The sequence below is a fragment of the Haloarchaeobius caseinilyticus genome, assembly GCF_051207395.1.
Lineage (GTDB): Archaea > Halobacteriota > Halobacteria > Halobacteriales > Natrialbaceae > Haloarchaeobius.
The window spans coordinates 1-21014 of sequence record NZ_JBPJZC010000003.1; the positions used below are offsets into that span (position 1 = coordinate 1).

General features: G+C 63.7%; 22 protein-coding genes and 1 tRNA gene. 15 read left to right on the plus strand and 8 right to left on the minus strand.

Going from position 1 to position 21014, the window contains the following annotated elements; translation table 11 throughout:
• The 3 genes from ACSC1P_RS12595 to ACSC1P_RS12605 form a co-directional block, all read right to left on the minus strand.
• A partial coding sequence (locus tag ACSC1P_RS12595) for a hypothetical protein (protein WP_435360539.1) occupies positions 1-562 on the minus strand: 562 nt, incomplete at its 3' end.
• Between the two features lie 113 nt (positions 563-675).
• Entirely contained in the window at positions 676-1419 is a 744-nt protein-coding gene (locus ACSC1P_RS12600; protein WP_435360540.1) for a hypothetical protein, read from the minus strand.
• Between the two features lie 68 nt (positions 1420-1487).
• Entirely contained in the window at positions 1488-2942 is a 1455-nt protein-coding gene (locus ACSC1P_RS12605; protein ID WP_435360541.1) for an alpha/beta fold hydrolase, read from the minus strand.
• Positions 2943-3141: 199 nt separating this feature from the next.
• On the opposite strand from ACSC1P_RS12605, the gene ACSC1P_RS12610 reads away from it, so the two are divergent.
• Both ACSC1P_RS12610 and ACSC1P_RS12615 read left to right on the plus strand, forming a co-directional pair.
• Positions 3142-3987, plus strand: a complete 846-nt coding sequence (locus tag ACSC1P_RS12610) for a DUF7351 domain-containing protein (protein ID WP_435360542.1) — start codon at positions 3142-3144, stop codon at positions 3985-3987.
• A gap of 180 nt (positions 3988-4167) precedes the next feature.
• Positions 4168-4839, plus strand: coding sequence for a hypothetical protein (locus ACSC1P_RS12615; protein ID WP_435360543.1), 672 nt, complete (start codon positions 4168-4170; stop codon positions 4837-4839).
• A 15-nt stretch (positions 4840-4854) separates the two neighbouring features.
• Here the strand turns inward: ACSC1P_RS12615 and ACSC1P_RS12620 are convergent, their stop codons facing one another.
• On the minus strand, positions 4855-6048 hold the full coding sequence (locus tag ACSC1P_RS12620) for a right-handed parallel beta-helix repeat-containing protein (protein ID WP_435360544.1): 1194 nt from the start codon (positions 6046-6048) through the stop codon (positions 4855-4857).
• A 299-nt stretch (positions 6049-6347) separates the two neighbouring features.
• On the opposite strand from ACSC1P_RS12620, the gene ACSC1P_RS12625 reads away from it, so the two are divergent.
• Positions 6348-7772, plus strand: a complete 1425-nt coding sequence (locus ACSC1P_RS12625) for a GntP family permease (protein WP_435360545.1) — start codon at positions 6348-6350, stop codon at positions 7770-7772.
• A gap of 75 nt (positions 7773-7847) precedes the next feature.
• Positions 7848-8693 (plus strand): MBL fold metallo-hydrolase, encoded by an 846-nt coding sequence (locus ACSC1P_RS12630; protein WP_435360546.1) that lies wholly within the window; start codon positions 7848-7850, stop codon positions 8691-8693.
• Positions 8694-8706: 13 nt separating this feature from the next.
• Here ACSC1P_RS12630 and ACSC1P_RS12635 read toward each other — a convergent pair whose 3' ends face one another.
• On the minus strand, positions 8707-9111 hold the full coding sequence (locus tag ACSC1P_RS12635; protein WP_435360547.1) for a VOC family protein: 405 nt from the start codon (positions 9109-9111) through the stop codon (positions 8707-8709).
• Positions 9112-9137: 26 nt separating this feature from the next.
• A complete protein-coding gene (locus tag ACSC1P_RS12640; RefSeq protein ID WP_435360548.1) occupies positions 9138-10640 on the minus strand; it encodes an outer membrane protein assembly factor BamB family protein in 1503 nt (500 codons plus the stop codon).
• A 170-nt stretch (positions 10641-10810) separates the two neighbouring features.
• On the opposite strand from ACSC1P_RS12640, the gene ACSC1P_RS12645 reads away from it, so the two are divergent.
• The 9 genes from ACSC1P_RS12645 to ACSC1P_RS12685 all read left to right on the plus strand — a co-directional run bounded on the left by ACSC1P_RS12645 (position 10811) and on the right by ACSC1P_RS12685 (position 19187).
• The gene (locus ACSC1P_RS12645) at positions 10811-13039 is read left to right on the plus strand and encodes a type II/IV secretion system ATPase subunit (RefSeq protein ID WP_435360549.1); all 2229 of its coding nucleotides are present in this window, start codon (positions 10811-10813) and stop codon (positions 13037-13039) included.
• 104 nt (positions 13040-13143) lie between these two features.
• Positions 13144-15003 (plus strand): type II secretion system F family protein, encoded by a 1860-nt coding sequence (locus tag ACSC1P_RS12650; RefSeq protein ID WP_435361503.1) that lies wholly within the window; start codon positions 13144-13146, stop codon positions 15001-15003.
• A complete protein-coding gene (locus ACSC1P_RS12655; RefSeq protein ID WP_435360550.1) occupies positions 15000-15809 on the plus strand; it encodes a DUF7289 family protein in 810 nt (269 codons plus the stop codon). Before ACSC1P_RS12650 ends, ACSC1P_RS12655 begins: the two co-directional genes overlap by 4 nt.
• On the plus strand, positions 15806-16450 hold the full coding sequence (locus ACSC1P_RS12660) for a DUF7266 family protein (RefSeq protein WP_435360551.1): 645 nt from the start codon (positions 15806-15808) through the stop codon (positions 16448-16450). Before ACSC1P_RS12655 ends, ACSC1P_RS12660 begins: the two co-directional genes overlap by 4 nt.
• Positions 16447-17136 carry a DUF7263 family protein gene (locus ACSC1P_RS12665; protein ID WP_435360552.1) on the plus strand — a complete coding sequence of 230 codons (690 nt, stop codon included), beginning with the start codon at positions 16447-16449 and terminating at the stop codon, positions 17134-17136. Before ACSC1P_RS12660 ends, ACSC1P_RS12665 begins: the two co-directional genes overlap by 4 nt.
• Positions 17129-17572 carry a DUF7262 family protein gene (locus ACSC1P_RS12670; RefSeq protein ID WP_435360553.1) on the plus strand — a complete coding sequence of 148 codons (444 nt, stop codon included), beginning with the start codon at positions 17129-17131 and terminating at the stop codon, positions 17570-17572. Before ACSC1P_RS12665 ends, ACSC1P_RS12670 begins: the two co-directional genes overlap by 8 nt.
• Positions 17569-18105: a DUF7261 family protein gene (locus ACSC1P_RS12675; protein WP_435360554.1), complete on the plus strand. Its 537-nt coding sequence runs from the start codon at positions 17569-17571 to the stop codon at positions 18103-18105. The genes ACSC1P_RS12670 and ACSC1P_RS12675 overlap by 4 nt, the downstream gene beginning before the upstream one ends.
• Positions 18106-18241: 136 nt before the next feature.
• Entirely contained in the window at positions 18242-18739 is a 498-nt protein-coding gene (locus ACSC1P_RS12680; RefSeq protein ID WP_435360555.1) for a ferritin-like domain-containing protein, read from the plus strand.
• Positions 18740-18752: 13 nt separating this feature from the next.
• Complete coding sequence (locus ACSC1P_RS12685; RefSeq protein WP_435360556.1) at positions 18753-19187, plus strand: metal-dependent transcriptional regulator; 435 nt, start codon at positions 18753-18755, stop codon at positions 19185-19187.
• Between the two features lie 10 nt (positions 19188-19197).
• Here ACSC1P_RS12685 and ACSC1P_RS12690 read toward each other — a convergent pair whose 3' ends face one another.
• Both ACSC1P_RS12690 and ACSC1P_RS12695 read right to left on the minus strand, forming a co-directional pair.
• A complete protein-coding gene (locus ACSC1P_RS12690) occupies positions 19198-19635 on the minus strand; it encodes a DUF8147 domain-containing protein (RefSeq protein ID WP_435360557.1) in 438 nt (145 codons plus the stop codon).
• A gap of 86 nt (positions 19636-19721) precedes the next feature.
• Complete coding sequence (locus tag ACSC1P_RS12695) at positions 19722-20204, minus strand: hypothetical protein (RefSeq protein ID WP_435360558.1); 483 nt, start codon at positions 20202-20204, stop codon at positions 19722-19724.
• Positions 20205-20540: 336 nt separating this feature from the next.
• Here ACSC1P_RS12695 and ACSC1P_RS12700 point away from each other — a divergent pair.
• Together ACSC1P_RS12700 and ACSC1P_RS12705 are read left to right on the plus strand one after the other, a co-directional pair.
• Positions 20541-20643, plus strand: a tRNA-Gln gene (locus ACSC1P_RS12700).
• 125 nt (positions 20644-20768) lie between these two features.
• The gene (locus ACSC1P_RS12705) at positions 20769-20942 is read left to right on the plus strand and encodes a DUF5786 family protein (protein ID WP_435360559.1); all 174 of its coding nucleotides are present in this window, start codon (positions 20769-20771) and stop codon (positions 20940-20942) included.
• The last annotated feature ends 72 nt before the right edge of the window (positions 20943-21014 follow it).

Genomic DNA, 21014 nt, shown 5'->3' on the forward strand with positions numbered 1-21014 from the left:
CCTCTTCTTCCTCTTCGTCCTCTTCGTCCTCTTCTTCCTCTTCGTCCTCTTCGTCCTCTTCTTCCTCTTCGTCCTCTTCGTCCTCTTCTTCCTCTTCGTCCTCTTCGTCCTCTTCTTCCTCTTCGTCCTCTTCGTCCTCTTCTTCCTCCTCAGGGAACGTCGCCGTGAACTCGAACTCGTCTTCGAACCCCCAGGCGAGTTCGTAGGTGATGCCGCGGACAGTCGTCTCCAGGTCGAAGGTGTCTCCGGCCGCCGGAACCTCGCCGACGTCGACGTCGAAGCTCAGCACGCCGTCGTCCATCGACACGGAGTTCGAACCGGTCGAGAATTTGTGCCGCCCGAATTCGAGCGAAATGTCCCCGCCGGGCTCGACCTCGTAGCTGAGGTAGTCGCCTCGTTCTGGACGCTTCAGTTGCGCATCGGCGACCACCGAGTCGACACGATTACGACCGAACAACAGCGTCGGCTCGGTGGCGACGGCGAGGCCGCCAGCCAAGGAGACGACGCCTGCCGCTGCCGTGCCAATCGACCCGAGGAACCGCCGTCTGGTCGAATCGGTCATCGAATCTCTCCGCCCGAACAGAGGTGATTTGTCGGCTTTAGTGATAGCTCACCGCGCGGTTCGCAACGGGGCAGTTCGGCGGGAACTACCCAGTCACCGACGCCGGGCTGTCGTCACAGGAGGACCAGCACGATTGCGTACGCTGCCGCTCCCACGCTGAACGCGAAGAACTTACTCTCCTCGACACTCGGCACCTCGTCTTTGACGACGTTGAACACGATACTCCCGGCGAGGAACGCGAACAGGACCGCGACGAGTAGTTCGTTCACCTTTAGCACCAGTGCGATCAGCGCGCCTGCGAGAACCGCGCCAGCGAGGACCCAGCGACCGAAGTCGACGTACAGGTCGCCGTGATGCCGGCGGAGGCTAGCGTCGTTCACCAAGAAGTGAAACGCCATCGCGAGTGCGTACAGGGTCAGGTTCGCGAGTCCAGGCCGCTCCTGATAGACGAGCAGATAGCCGATGAGGACGTTGTACGCGCCGAACGTCGCGACGTGGCCGTAGAAGACGAGGGGTGACTCTTCGGGTTCCTCGCGGCGCTCCTGCGCGACGAACACTTCGACGCCGTAGAAGACGACGAAGCCGAGGAGGGCGAAGAGGGTGACGAACTTCTCGAGGAAGAATCCGCGGTCGGCGACTTCCAAGACGATCTCCGAGACTTCGGGGAACAGGAGGACGAACACGTAGGCGACGGATGCACCGCCTGCTGCCGAAAGCCATCGCTGGCGCGACCGGTCCGTCCCGAACGGGACAGCCCCGGCGAACACGTGAACCACCGCGAGCAGGGACGCGAAGACCAGGCCGGCGACCGTCAGTTCGGTCGTGCCACTGGCCTCGGTGAGGAACTCGACGAACACAGCTCTAGAGAGGCACTGGAGCGCCCTAAGTCGAACCAGGCTCAATGACCGTGTCCACTACCCGGTACTCAGGCACTCCACCGAGCGTCGAGCCACGTTGCGAGGTCCGCGACGACTTCGGGGGCGACGTGACCGGGTTCTGCGTACTCGGTGGGCGACGGCTGTCCCTCGCCGGACACGAACAGGTGATTCAGGCCGTCGTAGGTCCGGAAGGTCACGTCCGACTGTCCGGCAAGTTCGTCTTGCCACTGCTGCATGTCGGTCTCCGTGACCTGATAGTCACGACTCCCGCGGGCGACGAATATCGGCACGGACAGGTCGCGAGCGGTGGCGAAGGCGTCGTACTCGCGCAGACTCTCCCAGTAGGCTCGGCCGCCGCCGAGGACCGTCTCGCCGTCACCGATGTCGAGGGCTTCGACGCGTTCCACGGCGGCTTCGACGGCGTCCAGTTGCGCCTGCTCCTCGTCGCTGACCGACCCATCGAGTTCGGCGATGTAGCGGGTCTGTTCGAGGACGAGGTCGTGGAGCGGTCGCCCCGGCGGCGCGAGCAGCACGACACCAGCGACGCCCTCGGCGCGGGTCGCGACTCGCGGGGCGAGTTTCGCGCCGAGACTGTGCCCGACCACGACCGTTTGCCCGTCGTCAGTGCCGGGTGCGGTTCGAAGTCGGTCGATGGCGGCGACCGCATCGTCCGTGTACTCGTCGTCGATGGTCAGCGTCGCGGGGTCGACCTGACAGACTGCCGTCCGCTTGTCGTACCGGAGCGACGCCGAGCCGTCGGTCGCCAGCCCGTACGCGAGGTCTCGATACGGTTTGTTCGGGCCGACGGTGCCGTCCCGGTCGGTCGGGCCGGAGCCGCCGAGGAGGACGAGACTCGGTGGGCCGTCCCCGTCGGTTTCCAGCGCGCTCTTCGGGACCGTCACCTCACCGGGGAGCACGCAGTCACCGGGGCCGTCGACCTCGACTGTGGTCGTCGAAATCGCGTCCATATCGACGTACTCGGGTGGCGTCCACTCCGTGTCCGCGACGGAGACGAACTGGAGACCCGCGATTTTGGCCTGGTCGTCGAACACCAGCCGGAGGCCTTGCAGCCCCTGCGCGAAGCGGAGTCTGACGACGACCGCCCGGTACTCCTGGACGGTCGACTCTTCGAGGCCGTCGATGCCGACGAAGGCACCGGACTCCTGCTGGAGGTTCGCCCACAACTGCCCAAGTGCAGCCGGGTCGAGCTGTGCGGCGACCTGTGGCGTGAACTGTTCCGCGGCAGCCTCGTTCTTGCCGGCGGACCACTGCTCGACGAATTGCCGAGCGGCTTCGGTTACGTCTCCAGCAGGCTGGTCGGTCGTCTCCGTCGCTGTGTCAGTCGACGTTCCGGTGGCGGTCGTCGTGGGCACGCCACTGGTCGTCGACGACGCTGTCGTGTCGTCACCGCCCGAGTTACAGCCAGCGAGACCGACCGCGGCCGCCACCCCGAGCGAGCGCAGGAGGGTTCGGCGAGTCCGCCGACCGGGTCTGTCCGTCATGGTGCTATCCCCACGTCGGCGAGTTTCGTTGACATACGTGGTCGTCGGTTTCGGGGTGAGAAAAGTCGTTCCTGTAATTCGATACAGTAGCACGCCGACCGGGGCAGGGCAACCCGTTCGTCGGTAGCCGACGGACCGATTTCCGCAAGCGGTCGACCGACCGAGTCACGTTTTTCACCGCCGTTGTCCATGGTCGAATATGGACGAGACGGACGCCGAGTCGACTGTCGCGGCACTGGCCGACGAGACACGGCTGTCGGTGTTGCGTGTCCTCGCGGCCAACCAGCGAGAGACACCCGCCGACCCGGCGGTCGGCTTCGCGGACCTGCGGCGAACAGTCGGGTTCGAAGATTCGGGCAACTTCTCGTACCACCTCGACAAACTGCTCGGACAGTACGTCCACAAGACGGCAGAAGGGTACTGCCTCACCCACGCGGGACAGAGCGTCGCGAGCGCGGTCCAGTCCGGCGTGTTGGCCTCGGAGGAACCTCGCGCCGTCGAAACCGGCTACGAGTGCCCGGTTTGTGCGTCGCCCATCGTCGCCCGTGGCACGACCGGCGGTGTCGCGTTCACCTGCGACGATGGCCACGGGTTACAGGAACTGGGTATCCCACCATCGGCGCTCGACCGTGGCGTCGACGTGGTCTTGCGCCAGGCGTCACGGAAGGTACTGTACCAACTGACCTCCGTCGCAGACGACACCTGTCCCGAGTGCGTCGGCGACTTCCAGTGGACGACCGTCTCGCTCCCCGACGAAATCCGTGAGAGTGCCGGGAGGGCGGTGCTCCGTGCCGGTTGTAGACGGTGTGGGATAGTGTACAGTTCGCCAGTCGAAGTGTGGGTCCTCGTCGACGAGGCAGTCAGGAGACGGCTCCGTTCGGCCGGCATCGTCGTCGCCGACCACCCACCGTGGGAGTTCCCCTCGCTGGCGAGTGACACCGAACGCATCGACGGCGAACCGTCCCGGTACCGCATCACCTTCGTTGGTGACGAGTCGGTAACGGTCGAACTCGACGAAACGGCCACCGTGACAGCCATCGAGTAAGCGCCGGCGGCTCATCGGCGGCTCATCGGCGGTGGGCACCCCCGAAACGTACTTTCGGCTGGTTCACGCCCGTACGCGCCAGTGTCGACACTACCCAGCCCTCCGAGATGTGCTATCTACTGAGGTAACATTTCCATGAGTGAGACAGCTATGGCAGGAGTATCGCGGCGACAGTATTTGATGGCAGTTGGTGGTGGAGCAGCAGCGTTGTCCGTCGGGTTCGTCGGTGGGACTGTCGGGACGCGGGTCGTCGGCGACCTCGGCCAATCGAGTTCGAACGTGCCACAGTACGGGGGTGGGTTACGGCTGGACTACGAGCGCAAGCCAAACGGCGACATCGAGTTCGACGACCCGGTGTCGGGGACCCACTTCGAGACGAAGGGCGACGACGTGGAGTACGACGACCCGTTCACTCGCTCGCGTGAGCGCCCGAACGAAGGCATCTACGAACTGGAAATCGTCGGCCGTCCCGGAAGCTTCGTCCAGTACTTAGACCTCGAACGCAAGGAGGACAAGATCGAGTTCACGCTCGACGTGGGTGACGAGTTCATCGAGGCCGAGTGGGGCGGCGATGAGTACGAACTGTTCGTCGGCGGGCTGCCACTCAAGTTCGAGGCCGACCGTGACGACGTGGAGTACCGCGGTGGGTTCTTCACCTTCGAGACGGACGGCCCCGAACTCGACGTGCGAGGCGACCTGCGGTTCGACTTCGACGGTGTCGACGACACGCGACTCCTCGACTTCGGTGTCGACTTCCGGACCGACAGTGGTCGCTTCCGCAACACATCCGTCGAGTTAGACCTCGAATACGACCGCCTGACTGGCGACTTCGAGGCGAAGCGGTTCATCTGAGCGACGAGGACGCTCCTACACTGCTCCCGTTTTCGAGGTGACTGGCGGCAGCGTCGCCTCCGTCAGTTCCTTCGGTTTCACGCACGTACTGGCGTCGACCTCGCTCCCGTCCGTGACTTCGGTCGCTCCTGCCCTGGCGGCGAGGTCTTCGATACCGTTGTCAGCGGCGCGCAACTCGAAGTAACGAGCGCTCGTGTTACTCTCCATGAGGTGGCCGTACTGGCCATTGTCGACTGCACTGTTCCGAACGAGTGTGACCTGCCCGTTGTTCAGCAGTCCGAACCCGTGCTCACGGTTTCCCGTCGACCAGTCGCACGCGAGCCGAACGTCGTCGACTCGCATCGCGAAGAAGCCGGAGGCACCACAGTCACGCGCGAGTGAGTTCGAGACCACCACGGCCGACTGCGCTCCGGCCGTCTCACCCGTCCCGTCCGTGAACAGGTATCCGTAGCCACCGGCACCCGAGACGACGCACTGGTCGAGCGTCAGCCCCGACGGGCTCGCGCTCTTGATGCCGTGATACTCTTCGTTCCGACCGCAGTGAATCGCCTGACACTGGGAGAACGTCCCGGCAGTCGAGTCGAGTGAGAACCCGTGACCGGCCGCGTTGACGACGACGACGGTACTCGCTTGGACGGTCGTCGGTGTCTCCGCGGTCTGGCTCGTCGCGTCCGTGCCAGCCTGGCGGTCTGGGTCCACGGGGACGGTGCTGGCGATAATCTCGTCGTCGAACCGCACTCCATCTGCTCCGCCGTACACAGTCACGTCCGTCAGCGAGACGGCACCGACTCGGTGGCCGACGATGCCGGAGTCACGGGGCACGACCGTCACGTTCCGTATCCCGGCGTCGGTCGCTCCGACGAGTGTGATGCCCGCGACGTCGTAGCCGCTGGTGATGGAGTGGCCGTCGCCGTCGAGGACGACGCCCTGTCCGGTGATGAGAATGGGTCCGAACACGTCGCCTGCAAGCTTGTAGGTCCCACCACGGCTGAGGTGGAGCGACCCCGACCCTGCGGGAATTTGGGTGACAGGCTCGCCCGCAACCGCTCGACTTCCGGGCCGACTCCACACGTTCGGTACGCCCGATGAACTACTCGTTCCTGGGACACAGAAGACACCGACACTCGCGGCCTGTAACAGCGACCGGCGAGTGACGCCCGTCGTCGGTTTCCGCCCAACCCCCTCGTCGCGTGAGGTTTCGGTCCCCATGTCTCCTAGAGGTCTCTCGAAGACGTAACGGGAGTCCTGATTTTCAGCGCTCTCCAGTCACTCCGGAACATTCGAGCGACGGAGCCGACCTGCGCAACTATCGGTGCCCAAATCCACCGACTCGTTCCACTCATTTGATTGCCACAAGCGCTGCATAAATAATGTAAATTATTGATTAGTAAACGGGCTTTCGCAGTCATATCTGCGACTTTCTTTCTATACTATTTCCGTACTATATGGTTGTCACATCGACACCATTTTCCGACTTGAAAGGTGAACACGTTCAACCACGAGAACTAATGGCAATCGAATTCGCACATAGTCCTTTATTGACGTTCGTCCTCGGATTGCTCGCCGTCATCGTCCTGCTCGTCCGCTGGGACCTGCCTGCGTTCGTCGGCCTGATCATGGCCGCGTTCTTCGTCGGTGTGATAAACGTCGTCTTCGTGCCCGACTTCACCGCCTCGATGGCCGCGGGCAGGGTGGCCACTGCGTTCGGTGACGGGATGGGCGGTATCGGGATACCCATCCTGATGGCTGCGATCATCGGCAAGTCGATGCTCGAAAGCGGTGCCGCACAACGAATCGTGCGCGGGTTCCAGACGCTCCTCGGAAAGGAGAACTCGGACTACGCGCTCTGGGGAAGTAGTTCGATTCTGGCGATTCCGGTGTTCTTCGACAGCGTGTTCTACCTGCTAGCGCCGCTGGCTCGCTCCATGCGTGCCCGCGTCGGCCGTGACTACACGCTATTCATCGTCGTCGTCGGTGCCGGTGCTGCGACGGCACACGTCTTCGTCCCGCCGACACCCGGTCCGCTGGCAGTCGCCGACGAAATCGGCGTCAACATCGGTATCACGATGCTCATCGGCATCACGACCGCACTCCCTGCTGCGTTCTTCGGCGGCATCGTCTACGGTCGCTGGATAAACCGTCGGCTCGACATTCCGCTGCGCGACGCGATGTCGACCTCGACCGAGGAACTGCACGAACTCGCAGAACGTGATACACGAAACCTGCCGAGCGTCTTCGAGTCGCTCGCACCCATCATCGTCGCCGTCGTCCTCATCGGCGCGCTCACCGCAATCAACGCCTTCGTCGGGCAGGATTTCGACATCCCACTCTGGGACACCATCGAAGCGGCGATGGTGGCTGCAGAACCCTACGCCGCGTTCCTCGGTGACAAGAACGTCGCCCTCACTCTCGCCGCACTCGTCGCTGCGTGGGTGTTCTACAAGCACAGCGACCTCTCACAGAGCGAGTGGAGCGAGGAACTGACCGAGGCACTCAAAAGCGGTGGCAACATCGCCGCAATCACCGCCGCAGGTGGCGCGTTCGGTGCACTCCTCGCCGCCTCTGGTGTCGGTGCCTACATCACGGACGCGCTCTCGGGCGTCGGTATCCCGCTCATCGTCAGCGCGTGGCTCATCGCCGCTATCGTCCGTATCGCACAGGGGTCGGCGACGGCCGCGATGCTCACCGCAGCAGGTATCATGGCCCCGCAGGTACCCGAACTGGCTGTCCACCCGGCGTTCCTCGTGATGGCTATCGGCGCAGGCGGGAACATCTGCTCGTGGTACAACGACAGCGGCTTCTGGCTCGTGAAGGAAATCGGCGGCCTCACGCAGACGGAGACGCTGAAGACGTGGACCGTCGTGACGACCATCATCTCGGTCACCGGGCTGGTGATGACGCTGGCTCTCTCGTCCGTGTTCCCGATGGCCTAATCGTTGGAACTGGTTTCGACCGGCGACAACGAATTTCGACCCGCCTTTTTCTCACTCGCTGCGAGAGATAGCGACATGGACGTAACCCTCCTCGGGACCGGCAGCCCGATTCCGACGCTCGACCGCGCCGGGACCAGTATCGCGGTCGAGTTCGACGACGAAACCGTACTGGTCGACTGCGGCCCGGGCACGACCCATCGCTGCGTCGAACACGAGATTCACCCGGCCGACGTAGAGACGCTGTTTCTCACCCACAACCACCTCGACCACACCGCTGACCTGTTTCACTTCGTCGTCGCCAGCTGGTCGCTCGGCCGCGAGGCCCTGACGGTGTACGGCCCGGCGAACACGGAACGTCTGCTCGACGCACTGTACGACTGCTACGACGAGGACATCGCGTATCGCAGAGAGTTCTACGACGAAGCGGGCATCGACGACGTAGAGTGGGTCCAGACGACAGACGTCCTCGTGGTCGAGGGCGACGGCTGGCAGGCCACGATGCGCCAAGTCGACCACGCCATCGAGACGTACGCCCACCGGTTCGAGACTGACGACGCGACGTTCGTCTTCTCGGCGGACACGACGCCCGAGGCAGGCATCGCCGACTTCGCTGCTAATGCGGACTTGCTCGTGCAGGACGCCTGTGTAGCCCGCGAGACCGTCGACCCGAACCCAGACCACGACGGTCTCGTGTGGGACCGACTGACCGAACCCATGTCCGACGAGGCCGCGGCTGGACTGTCTGAGACACACTGCACGCCGCGAGAAGCCGGCGAAATCGCGGCCGAGGCTGGCGTCGACACGCTCGTCCTCACGCACTTACTCCCGTACCGAGATACCGACGCGATGGCCGAACAGGCGAAATCGGCGTTCGACGGGCAGGTCGTCGTCGCCGAAGACGGGCTGCGGTTCTCGCTCTGAATCCCTCGATGGGTCACTCGTCGAGCGGGAAACCCGGGTTCCACGCGACCTCCCAGAGGTGGTCGTCAGGGTCCGCAAAGTACCCGGAGTAGCCGCCCCAGAACACGTCCTGTGCCGGTTTGACGATTGTCCCGCCGGCCGCTGCGGCCTCGTCGAGGGCCGCGTCGACCGCGTCTTTCGACGCGACGTTGTGCGCCAGTGTTACACCACGGAAGCCGCTGCCCTCGGGCGAGACTGTGGCGTCCTCCGCGAGGGCGTCCCATGGATACAGTGCGAGCCATGCCCCCGCGAGTTCGAAGAAGGCGATGCCGTCGTTGTCGTCGTCGCGCGCTGGGAGACCGAGACCGTCGCGGTAGAACTCGGTCGAACGGGCGAGGTCGGCGACGCCGAGGGTGACGATGCTGATTCTGGGGTTCATATCTATCGTCGAACTTCTAACTACAACTATTCGTGGGGCTCTTCGAGCGCGTAAAGCGTCTGTGTCCCGTCCTCATTTTCGCCGACCGCATAGACTCCATCCGCTGTTGCAGTAAGATCGCCGAGGCCAGTTCTATATCGCCATTGAACAGTGCCAGTGTGAGCGTCGAGCGCACAAACGTGGTGGCCAGCCGTAGTATAGACCGTGTTTCCAACAACGTTCAGGGTGTTGGGGAATCGCTCTTTTTTCCAGATTTCATCTCCTGTGGTCGCATCGATTCCGTGGACTGAGCCCGTGTTGTTTGCAACGATTACAGTCTCGTCGACGATGACTGGATTACGGTGAATCTTCCCTTTACACGAGGTTACGAACCGCCACACTTCCTCTCCTCTGGTCAAATTGATTGCGACTAATTGATTGCCACCACTCACTACGTACAGCGATTCCCGGTCAGACACGAGATACGGAGAAAACCATCCTGTCATAACCAGTTCTCGCTGACCCGAGTCACACGCAATTCTGTAGAGGTCCCAGTCGTCAAGGCAGGTATAGAGCCAATTTCCATCACCTACGGGAGAGTCCATCTGTCGGGAGTCAATTTCAACAGTCCAGATTTGCTCCCCTTCCTCGGAGTCGAGAGCATGGATTCGTCGATCTCTTGTGACGAAAACGACCGTCGCTGTGGAGTCGTGTGACACTTTTTCTCCTCCCTCAGCCGGAAGGACGGTCGGTGCTGCTGTCGGTCCGGAACTGATAGATGCAGTCCATCGCTTCTCGCCCGTCACAGCGTCGAGTGCGTACACCGTTCCTTCTGCATCGCATAAATAGACTGTTCCACTATGGGCTGTGGGACGAACTGGGTCCATCTGAGACGGTGCCTGCCGGAGAGAGGTGGTCCACCTAAACTCACCAGAGGCCGAGTCGAGAGCGAGAATTTCGTTCAATGTCCCAATATAGACTGTATCTGGCGTTACTGAGGGGCGTGACATGGGTCCAGCACGGCCGACGTTCCAGCGCGTCCGGACGTTTCCAGACGTTCTGTCTACATCGGTCGGGAGCTGACGCTGTACCATGTTGAATTCTCTATCGTAGATGGCGTGAACTGCAACGTATAGGTGCTCCTCTAACCAGCCGAACGTTGTCGGCAAATACCCATCCTCATCGTAATGTGTCTCCCCTACGTACGCCCCGGATCTACGGTCGTGAAGATTTACCCAGCGGAACTCAGTCTCTAACTCTCCTTCGAACACGCTGAATGACTCTCGGTTTCCACGGAACTCGGAGCGAGACGGAAGAGTGTTCGAGAGTTCAAACGTCAGCGATAGTCGTGACTGTGGATGAATCGCTTCCGGTGGCAGCAAATCCACTGAAAAACTCGCAACGCCGATTGAATCACCATGGCTGAAGTCGTCTTCTTCCGAATCGTAACACACAAATTCCTTTCCACGTCGCCCATCGGCCACATAGTTGCCGTGTTCGATAGCGACGACAGAAAAGGCGTAGGGCTCAGACCCACGTCCTCCAGACATACGGTTGAGTCTCAACTTATTCGCATTAGTCTATCGCTCCCCGGGACAATTCTCTCGTGAGGAACCCTCGACTCTTTATTCCGCCACATCACCTCCAACCGCACATCAAGACACAAAATAAAATATTAGAATCTAAGAATTTAAATATTATATCGTGGTAATTTTGTTCCATGACCGACGAGTCGACGCTCTCACTCCCCGACGACCACGGGAGTGCGGCGTCGCAGCACGACGACGGTGGGACCGTGCCACCACCGATTCCGCCGGGTGACCCGGACGCGTGGTACGCACCCGATGTCCGGGCACAGCACTCGGTCGGCAGCGACACCGTCGCTACCATTCGGGAGACGGACGACGGCTTCCACTATTCGGTACGGGAGCCCTCGCTCACCGAGTCCGACACGGAACTCCTCGACCGAATCACGAACCACTTCGCCGCCGCGAACCTCCGCCGCCCGCGGACCAGAGAGGGAACCGTCGCCCGGATGCACGACGGCCTCGCGCCGAAGTACGAACGCGCACTGGACCGGTTGCTCGACGGGAGCGCCGCAGCGAGACGACGAGTCCGCTATCACGCCGTCCGTGACGTGGGCTGTCTCGGCGAGTTGACGCCACTCGCGATGGACGACCACATCGAGGTCGCCGACCCGAGCGGCGAGGCGCTGGCGGTGCACACGCGAAACTACGCACCGGCGACGACTGACCTAGCGAACGACGTGGCTTTCCTCGACCGATTCGCTAGCGAACGACTCGCCCGCTACGAGGTCCCGTTCCGCGAGTTCGACGTGCCCGTCGTCCTCTACCGCGAGAACCTCATCGGCTCCGACGCGTTCGCCACGAAGTACGCCGTCCTCGAACCCGGCCTGATGCCCGGCGACGAGGCGCTCATCGACGAGTGCAAAGAGCGCATTTGGGAGACGAACGTCGCGAGCGTCGTCGACGACAGAACTAGTTTCATTCGCGACCGTGCCGAGCGATTTCTGTCGCGACAGCTCACCGCGGCCAACGCGAGTGCATGGGCCGAGACGAGTGCGCACCGAGTGCGCGAGGCATTCGCCGACGCTGGTCTCGGCGTCCCGCCGGTCGACGGCCGGTACGACGAAGGGCGACTAGAAGACCTCGTCTACTACGTCGTTCGGGATTACGTGGGACAGGGCCAACTCACGGTCCCGATTCGGGACCCGAACCTCGAAGACGTGGAGGCGAACCGCGTCGGCGAGCGCGTGAAGGTCGTCCCGCGGACCGCGCTCGGCCACGACGGCCGGGTGCCGACCAATCTCGTGTTCGACTCGGAATCGGCATTCATCAACGTGGTCACGCAACTCGCCGCGGCCGATGGCGTGGAACTGAACGCGTCGAACCCGTCGGCGAAGGTGAATTTGCGACCCGAGGAAGTCGACGACGACGTGACCATCCGGTGTGCGGTCGCACTACCGGTCATCTCCGAGGACGGCCCGCACATCTCGATTCGGAAGCAGGCACCCGACGCACTCACGCCAATCGACCTCGTCGAGAGCGGGTCGCTCACGGTTGACCTCGTCACCCTGCTCTGGATGGCGTATGAACACCACGGCGTCGTCCTCTTCTCCGGCCCGACCGGTGCCGGGAAGACGACGCTGATGAACGCGCACATTCCGTTCGTTCCCTACGACGACCGGCCAATCAGCATCGACGAAGGGTCACGTGAGGTGCGTCTGCCGCACGAAACCGGCGTCTCGCTCACGACGCGCGACCACGAGAACGAGTTCAAGGCGGTCACGATGGCCGACCTGATGACCGAGGCGAACTACCTGAATCCGGACGTGGAAGTCATTGCCGAAATCAACACACCGGCGTCGTTCTCGACGTTCGCCGAGGCGCTCAACACCGGCCACGGCCTGCTCGGGACGACACACGCCCAGAGTATCGAGAAGTTGGTCAACCGGGTCGTGGAGCAAGGACTCCCACCCTACCTGCTCCGCGAACTCGACCTCGTCGTGTTCCCGAAACACGTCGGCGGGCAGCGCTACGTCGGCGAAGCTATCGAGTTCGTCACGAAGGAAGAGTTCGAGACCTGTACTGGCGAGTGCGGCGTCGTCGAGAAGACCGGAACCGAAGTCTACTGGAATCGGGTGTTCACAAGGACCGTCGACGGGTCGTTCGAGTTCGGCTACGCCCACCCCGACCTGCACGACGTGACGACCAGCCACTGCGACATGTACTTCTTCGAGGCGCTCGCGGCCCGCACGGACCGACCGGTCGAGGCTGTCGAACAGGAGTTCCACCGCAAGCACCGCTACGTCGAGTACCTCGTACAGGAGGAGTACACCGACTTCGACGCCCTCTTCGGGTTCCTCTGTGACCTGCGGACCGACGAGACGGCCACGGTCGAACGAATTCGCGGCCGGAGGAAGGCGTGAGTTTTCGACACCGTTCGGACGCGAGCGAGGTCGAGGGCTCGTCGGCATCGACGGCCACCACTGCGGGGTCGACCGCCGCCACTGCGAGACCGACCACCGGCCGCATCGCGTTCGTGGACCGCCTCTGCTACGCGCTGTTCTCGCGCCACGCCGACCGCCGCCGCCACGACGTGGCCCGCGACAACTACCGAGCGACAGCCATCGAGATTCCGTTCGACTGCTACATCTCGCGGTTGTACGCGCTGTCGTGGGTCGCGGCACTCGTGGGGTTTCTCACTGGGGCCGTGCTTACAACGTTGCTCGTCGGCCGAACCGCGACGACGCTCGCCGACTTCCTCCTGTCCGGGTTGCCGTTGCTGGCACCCGGTGCCGTCCCGCGGCTCCCACCGACAGTCCTCGCGCTCTGTGGCGGTGTCGTCGTCGGTCTGGCGGTCAAACTCACGACGCGACTGCTCGGCGGCCGCTACCTCGGCTGGGTGGCGTCGGCTCGCCGGACAGACATCGAGCGGACCCTTCCGAGCGCGGTGCGCTACCTGCGCGCCCTCTCCAGCGGGAGCGACGACCACCGGGCGATGCTCAGGAAGGTCGCAGAAAACCGCGAGGCATACGGCGAAACCGCCGTCGAAGCACGGACAGTGCTGAACAAGGCGGAACTGACTGGCAGCCTCGACACTGGACTGCGAATCGTGGCCCGCGACACGCCCTCTCGCGACCTACTCGCGCCGTTCCTGCTAAAGTACCGCGAACACGCCGACCAGGGGACCGAGGAACTCACCAGCTACCTCCGGATGGAAGCACGGATGCTCGGCCACCGGCAGACCCGGGACCAGGACCGCGCCGAGGGATTCCTCGAACTGCTGGCAGAGCTGTTCGTCGTCCTGCTCGTCCTGCCGGCGCTGCTCGTCATCGTCCTCACAGTGATGAGCGTCCTGACGCCGGGACTGAACCGCCCGACACCGACGCCGTTCGGACCGGTGACACCGCGACTCGGTATCGTCTACGGCTCTGCGGCGTTCGTCCTCGTCGTCGGCTGGTGTGCCGCGACCCTCGTCGAACAGCTTCGCCCGCCCACGGGCGTGCCGTCGTACCGTAGACCGCACGGCATCGTCGCCACGTTGGCGACGGTGACAACGAACCCGGCCAGTACAGCCGTCGTGCTGCCAGCGCCTGCATCGCTGTTCGGACTGGTGACGTTCGTCGCCGGTGCGCACCCGCTGTCGGCGTGTCTCCTCGCCTACGTGGCGTACGCGCTCCCGGTCGGGACGGTCGCGCTACGCCGGGCGCGCATCGACGACGCGAAGGACAGAGAAATCAAGGACTTCGTCCACGCCGTCTCGGGCCACGTCGCGCTCGGTCGCCCCTTCGCCGAAGCAGTCGAACTCGTCGCCAACGACGTGGACCTCGGCGAACTCGACGCCGACGTGGCGGACCTCGCGTTCAACGCGAACCTAACGACACGTGAGGGTGACCTCCGGGCGGCCGCACTCGCCCGGTTCGTCCGTCGCGTCGGCACGCCGCTGGCCGAGCAGACGATGGGCCTGGTCACTGGCGCGCTCGACGCCGGGAGCGACGTGGAGACGGTGTTCGACACGCTACAGACCGAGGTCGGACGACTGTACCACGAGAAGAAATCGCTCCGGAACGCGATGCTCGTCTACGTCGCCGTCGGCTGGACGGTCGCCTTGCTCATCGTCGGCATCATGGTCGCGGTAAACACCTACGTCCTCGATAGCTTCGCGCAACTCTCGGCCGTGTCAGCGCCGGGGACGAGTTTCGCCCTCGACGCCGACGCGATTCGGGTCGAGCGTGAGCACTTTCGCTTCTTCGTCGTTACGCAGGCGACGATGCTCGCCTGTGGCTGGTTCGCGGGCGTGGCGAACCGCGACTGGTACGACGCGCTCTTTCACTCCGGCGCGCTCGTGCTCGTCGCACACGTCGTCTTCAATGGGGTGGGAATGGTATGATTGCCGCGTCGAACTCCACCAGTGCTCGCGGAATGCGGGCGCAGTCGCACGTCATCGGCGTCGCGCTCTTGCTCGGTATCACCGTCCTCGCACTCGGGACGCTCACGGCCAGCATCGGTGTCGCTGTCGACAGCGGTGCCGCCACCGCCGACGCGAACCGGGTCACGGACGACCTCGACGCGGCGCTCAGGCCGGTCGAAGTCACCGGGACACACGTCGGACGACTCCACGCGACCGACGGCCGACTCGGAACCGTCTCCCGCACAGTCCGATTGCTGAACGACTCGGGAACGGTCCAGACGGTCGAGGCGAACGCGCTGGTCTACGAATCCGGCAGCGAACGAGTCACCTTCCTCGCGGGGGGTATCGTTCGCGGCGATGGGCACGCCGCTCGGATGGTCGAAGCGCCGCCCGTCGTCGCTGCGTCGGGTGATTCCGTCCTCGTGGCGGGCGTCGCCACGGTCGGCACCGAGACCGCCAGCGTGAGCATCGGCGGGCAACCAGTCACGCTGTACACGAACGTCTCCCACGAGCGGACCGAACTCCCCCGCGACCACTACCGGTTGGCCGTCGAAACCACCACGCCGGCTGCGTGGCGCGAGTACTTCGAGAGCCTCGGGGCGACGGTGACGAGCCGTGATATCGACGGCGATGGCGTCGAGAGCACCATCGCGAGTTTCGACGGCCAGCGACCGGCGTATCTGGTCGTCCACGCGCTCCGCCTCGGCCTGAACGAGCCCGTAGGCTCGGACGACGCTGACAGTCCGCGACTGGCCGACGGACAGGCGAGTGGTGGTTCGTCGTGAGGCCGGACCACATCTGCCGCGGTGGCCATATCGCTCGCGGTGGCCGCGTCGGCCGCGGTGTCAGCGACGACCGAAACGACCGAGAGGAACGCGGCCTCTCACCGGTCGTCGGGAAGGTGCTCGAAGCGAGTGTCGTCCTCCTCTACCTCGGCATGCTCACCACGACGATGTACGGCGGTGTCGTTCCGGACTATCGGGGCGACGCGGGAGACGAGCTAGCCGACCGAACGCTCGCAGCGACGACTCAGCAGGTCGAGGCGGCGGTGCCACCGAACGCGACCCGTGTCGCCGTTCGACACGCGGTCGACCTGCCGCGGACGCTCCGCGGCGAGCCGTATCGGATTCGTGTCGACGGCCGTCGGCTCGTCCTCGACCATCCAGACAAACACGTCACGAGTGACGCGGTGCTCGCGTTGCCGGCACACGTGGTCCGAGTCGAAGGTGAGTGGGCTAGCAACGAACAGGCTGTCGTCGTGGTCGAACGGACGACGGACGGCGTCGTCGTTAGGTTGGCCGGAGATGACGGCTCGGAAGCCAGCGAAGACTCGGCAGCCGGCGGCGACCCGGAGGCCGTCACCGGAGCAGTCGATGCCTCGGCTGGCGACGGAGCATCTCTCGCGACAGGAGGCGTCAGCCGATGACGACCGACGTCCGTGGACAGGCGAACCTCGTCGCGCTCGGCATCGCGCTCCTCGCACTCACCTCGGTTCTCGGCGTGGCGCTCGCCGTCGCCGACGGCGCACTGGCCGGTGCAGACCGCGAGCCCGGCGAACGGCGTCTCGCGGTCTCGCTCTCGAACCGACTGGTCGCTGCTGATGGTCCAGTGACCCGCCGAGGGAACGTCCTCGATGCCGACGCACTCGATTCGCTCGACACTGCCACGTTCGAAGCCGACTTCCCGGTCGCTGCCGACGCCAACGTTGACGTTCGAGTCAGAATAGACGACCGGACACTCGTCGAGACCGGCGCTCCCGACTACGGGTCGACGGTCCGTCGCATCGTCCTCGTCGAGCGAGAGCGGACTGTGGCGTTGACCCCGCCACTGGACTCGACCGACTCGGTCACGCTTCCGCGCCGGACCGACCGCGTCGCCATCACTGTCGACGCGCCACCGGGGACGAACGTCACGACTGTCCGGGCGAACGGCCGTATCGTCTTGCGCGATCCTGCTGGTCTCGACGGGAACACGACGGTCACGGTCTCCCGATTCGAGACCACGACGCTGTCGTTCGAGACGACCGGGAATCCACCGACCGGCAGTGTCGAACTCACCTACTACCCGACACAGACGACGAAAGGGACGCTGGTGGTGACGGTCGATGCGTGAGTTCAACCCGGCGTTACGGCGCGATGTTCGGTCCGACCGGGGACAGCTCTCGCTCCCAGCTGTCGAAGCCGGTATCGGTGTGCTCCTCGTCCTCGGCGTCGTCACGCTGTTCGCACTCCCCGTCGCCGACGGCGACACGACCGAAGCACAACTCGACACCTACGCGAGTGACACGGCGACCGTCCTCGCCGGCGAACCACCGAGACACGGCGGTGCGACGCGACTCGCGGAAGTCGTCTCGTCTTCGGTCTCGTTCGACCGTGAGAAGGCCTCACTAGAACGCCGCGTCGGCCGTATCCTCCCCGACAACCTGCTGTACCGTATCGAGACGCCGCACGGCGCGGTCGGCTACCCCGCCCCGGCCGGCGTTTCGGTAGGCGTCGCGACGGTACCGACTGCCAACGGCGACGTAACGGTCCGAGTGTGGTACGTATGATTCGGGACGGGACTCAGCGCGGCCAACTCGTCCTCGCCGCGGCAGGCGTGCTCGTCGTCGCACTGATTCCACTCGCACTCGCGTACCTGCAACTCGGAGCACATCCCGACCTCGCGGCGACAGACGGCCCGCAACGGCCGGTCGGCGACGGGGTGCGCGTGCTGGAACGTGTCGTTCACGAGGCCGGTCGCAACGCGACCGGGCCATCGTGGGCGGCGCGTGAACGAGTGGTCTCGATGGTTCGGGCCGACCTCGAACCACGGTTCGAGACACTCGAAGCCTCGCAGGTCACCGCCGGTGTCGCCTACCAAGTCGCAGTCAATCAGTCCGCAGCACGAGCGTGGGCCGACACCGAGTGCCCATCTGGACCGAACCGACGCTTCGGCTCCTGTGTCGCCACGCGGGGTGTCGTCGTACAGGACCGAGCAAGCGAGACGACGGTACTGGCGGTGGCTGTGGACCTGACCGTGACGACGAATCGAGGCGTGTCGACGGTGACAGTTCTAGTCCCGGTCGGCGGCGGCGACAGCTGAACACCGGCGCGAGTGAGCACTGGCGGTCATTCCTCCACACACGGTCCAATCGCCAGTGTGCCACGACCCGATGCTGCTCTCGTCACCCGAACTGACGATAGGGAGCGTTAAGTCCGTGTGTCCATACGTTGGTGGTATGAGCCTGGGCCAGCGCGTCTCGACCGACCACCAGCTCGCGCGCCTCTTACAGATAGGCGCGGTGCTGGAGGAGGTCGTCGAATCCCGCGCCTACCATCACCTGGACTCCTTCGGCGACGAGGACCCGGCCGTGGACGCTGACGTCCGCGAGCTGCTCGAACACGCCGCCGAAGAGTCCGCCGACCACCGCGACCGTCTCGAAGCGCTTATCCAAGAACTCGACGCCGAGACCGTCCCCTACGAAGAGATAAATGCCCTCGTGGAGGCGAAGTACGCACAGACGAAGCCCGAAGACTTCGACGGCCTCCTCTACGATCAACTCTGCAACGAGGAGACGGCGTACAAGTTCTACGACGACCTCATCGACGCCATCGAGGCAAGCGAGACGGACTTCAGCGTCGACCGAGAACAAGTTCTCACTACCCTTCGAACCATCCGCGAAGAGGAAGCGGACGGCGTCGAGGAAGTGACCGCAGTGATGGAGGCACGCGAATGAGGCGAGCGAACCGATGAACACACAAGACCAGTATCTCAAGGCGATCTACCTCGTACAGCGGATGCAAGACGGCCCGGCCGCGACCGGCACACTGGCGGACGCCCTCAGCGTCTCCCCCGCCAGCGTCAACGAGATGGTCGGAAAACTCGAAGACCGTGGCTTCGTCGAACACGAGAAGTACAAGGGCGCGACCCTCACCGACGAAGGCATCGTCCGCGCCGAGGACGCACTCCAGAACTACTGCATCATCGAACGCTTCCTCGCCAACGTCCTCGAAGTCGAGAACTTCCGCGAGGAAGCCCACGCACTCGAAGCGGTCATCGACGACACCGTCGCCGAGCGACTCGACACCATCATCGACCGCCGCGGCGACTGCCCCGACTGCTTCGACGCCGAGGCCGACAAGTGCAAACACCTCGAACTGAGCGTCGAAGAGACCGCGGACTGAGTTGCCGCTGCTACCCCGAGAACGACCCCTTTTTCGGAGTGCTCCCACTACGACGGCCAGCTAGCACGTAGCCGCCGACCGCCGCGAGGAGCAGTGTGACCGGCACACCGAAGACGAGCAAACCGATTCCGAGCGTCGAGTCGACGACGAAGAACGCGAAGACCCCGAGGGCAGTCGCGACCGCGACACCGACGAGCGCGGCGAGTGACGACCCACGCCAGCGCGCCACGACTGCTGCGTCCGTTCCTGCTGACTGCACCGCACGACGCCACAGTTCGACCCAGACCGCGAACAGTGCTGCCACGCCAGCGGCGACACCGACCGGGACCCCGACGAACACCGAAAATTCGACCCACGGCTCGACGCCAGCAGTCACGCCGACACCGACCGCGAGGAACACGACGACGCTAACGACGACACTCACGAGAGTCCGCGAAACAGTGTTCATACTCGATATACGACGACAGAACAGATATACCGGGAGTCTGAGTCTCTGCGACTGAGAATCTCGTTCAGAACGCGACCGACCTGCGTTCAGAGTCGGTCCATATCGTCACCAGGCAACGGCAGCGCCGACAACACGTCGCCGACTCGGTTCCGAATCCGCGACCCGAGCGACTGCGACCCGCCAAGCGACGACCGCCGACTGCCCCGCTTACGGCTTCGACGCCGACTGCCCAGCGATGGCAGCGACGGCAGTGACACGTCGAACGACGGCACCGAGAGCCCGAGAGAGTCGAAAAGACTGTCGAGCGGCCCGTCGTTTCGACCGCGCATCGACCCACGTCGCGCCGGGTTCGCCCGCTGCAGGGCGATGAACGCCACAATCGGCAGGCCGACCGTAATCACGTAGTACGCGACCGCACTCAGCAGGGAATCCGAGAAGAACGCGAACTGCACGCTCGTTTTCAGGAGGAAGACACCGACCAACAGCAGCAGCTTGTTCACTGGCCCGTAAAGCGCTGTGAACTCGGCCGCCCGCTTCCGGTGGCGGTGCCCCAAGGGGCTGGTAGACATCTCGTTCACCTATTCACCGTGGCCGTACTTCAAACTCCGTCAGACGCTTGTTAGACGACGTTTCAGCCATTGTGACTGTTGGGGTTCACACACAGTACCTCCCTCTCACAACTCGGACCACTTTCACCCCGCGTGGCGAAGTGATTTATCCAGTCGAGGCGCAGCGAAAATATGCGTTGCCCGACTTGTGACCGAGTGCTCCAGACCGAGCGCGGAATGCGTCAACACCACACCAAAGTCCACGGCATCGCCGGGTAGAATCGGGAGACGTGACCGCACCACATCCGTGAGATAAAAAGCAATCTTATTGTACGGGGATTTCTAACCGGTAGACGAAGTCCCGTGGTGTAGTGGCCAATCATATGGGCCTTTGGAGGCGACTGGTACCTTCCACCGCCGAAGCGAGCCTATGACGGCGGTTCGAATCCGCCCGGGACTATCACACATAATTTGTCATAATCGCTCCTGTAGCGACGTGCTTGGCTAACCTTCACGAACGATGTATCCACTCTTCCCGGCAGAACAGGACCTTTTTCAATCTCGCGTACACAAGTTTGCAATCCTATGGGATTCGGCACCTACGACGAGTCTGAGCAGCAGAATCAGGACAACGACATCGACGAGGAAGACGGCGTTTCGGTCCACGAGCACGACCACGATGGGAAAGTCGAGTTCGACCCCGAGATGTCCAACGACGAACTCATCGACCAGTTGCAGCACATGAAGGACGACGAGTAGGGCCGTTCCGCGACGAATATCTGTCTCAGTTTTCTCCGGTAGTTCGCGCTGGCGGCCGACGACGGTAGCGTC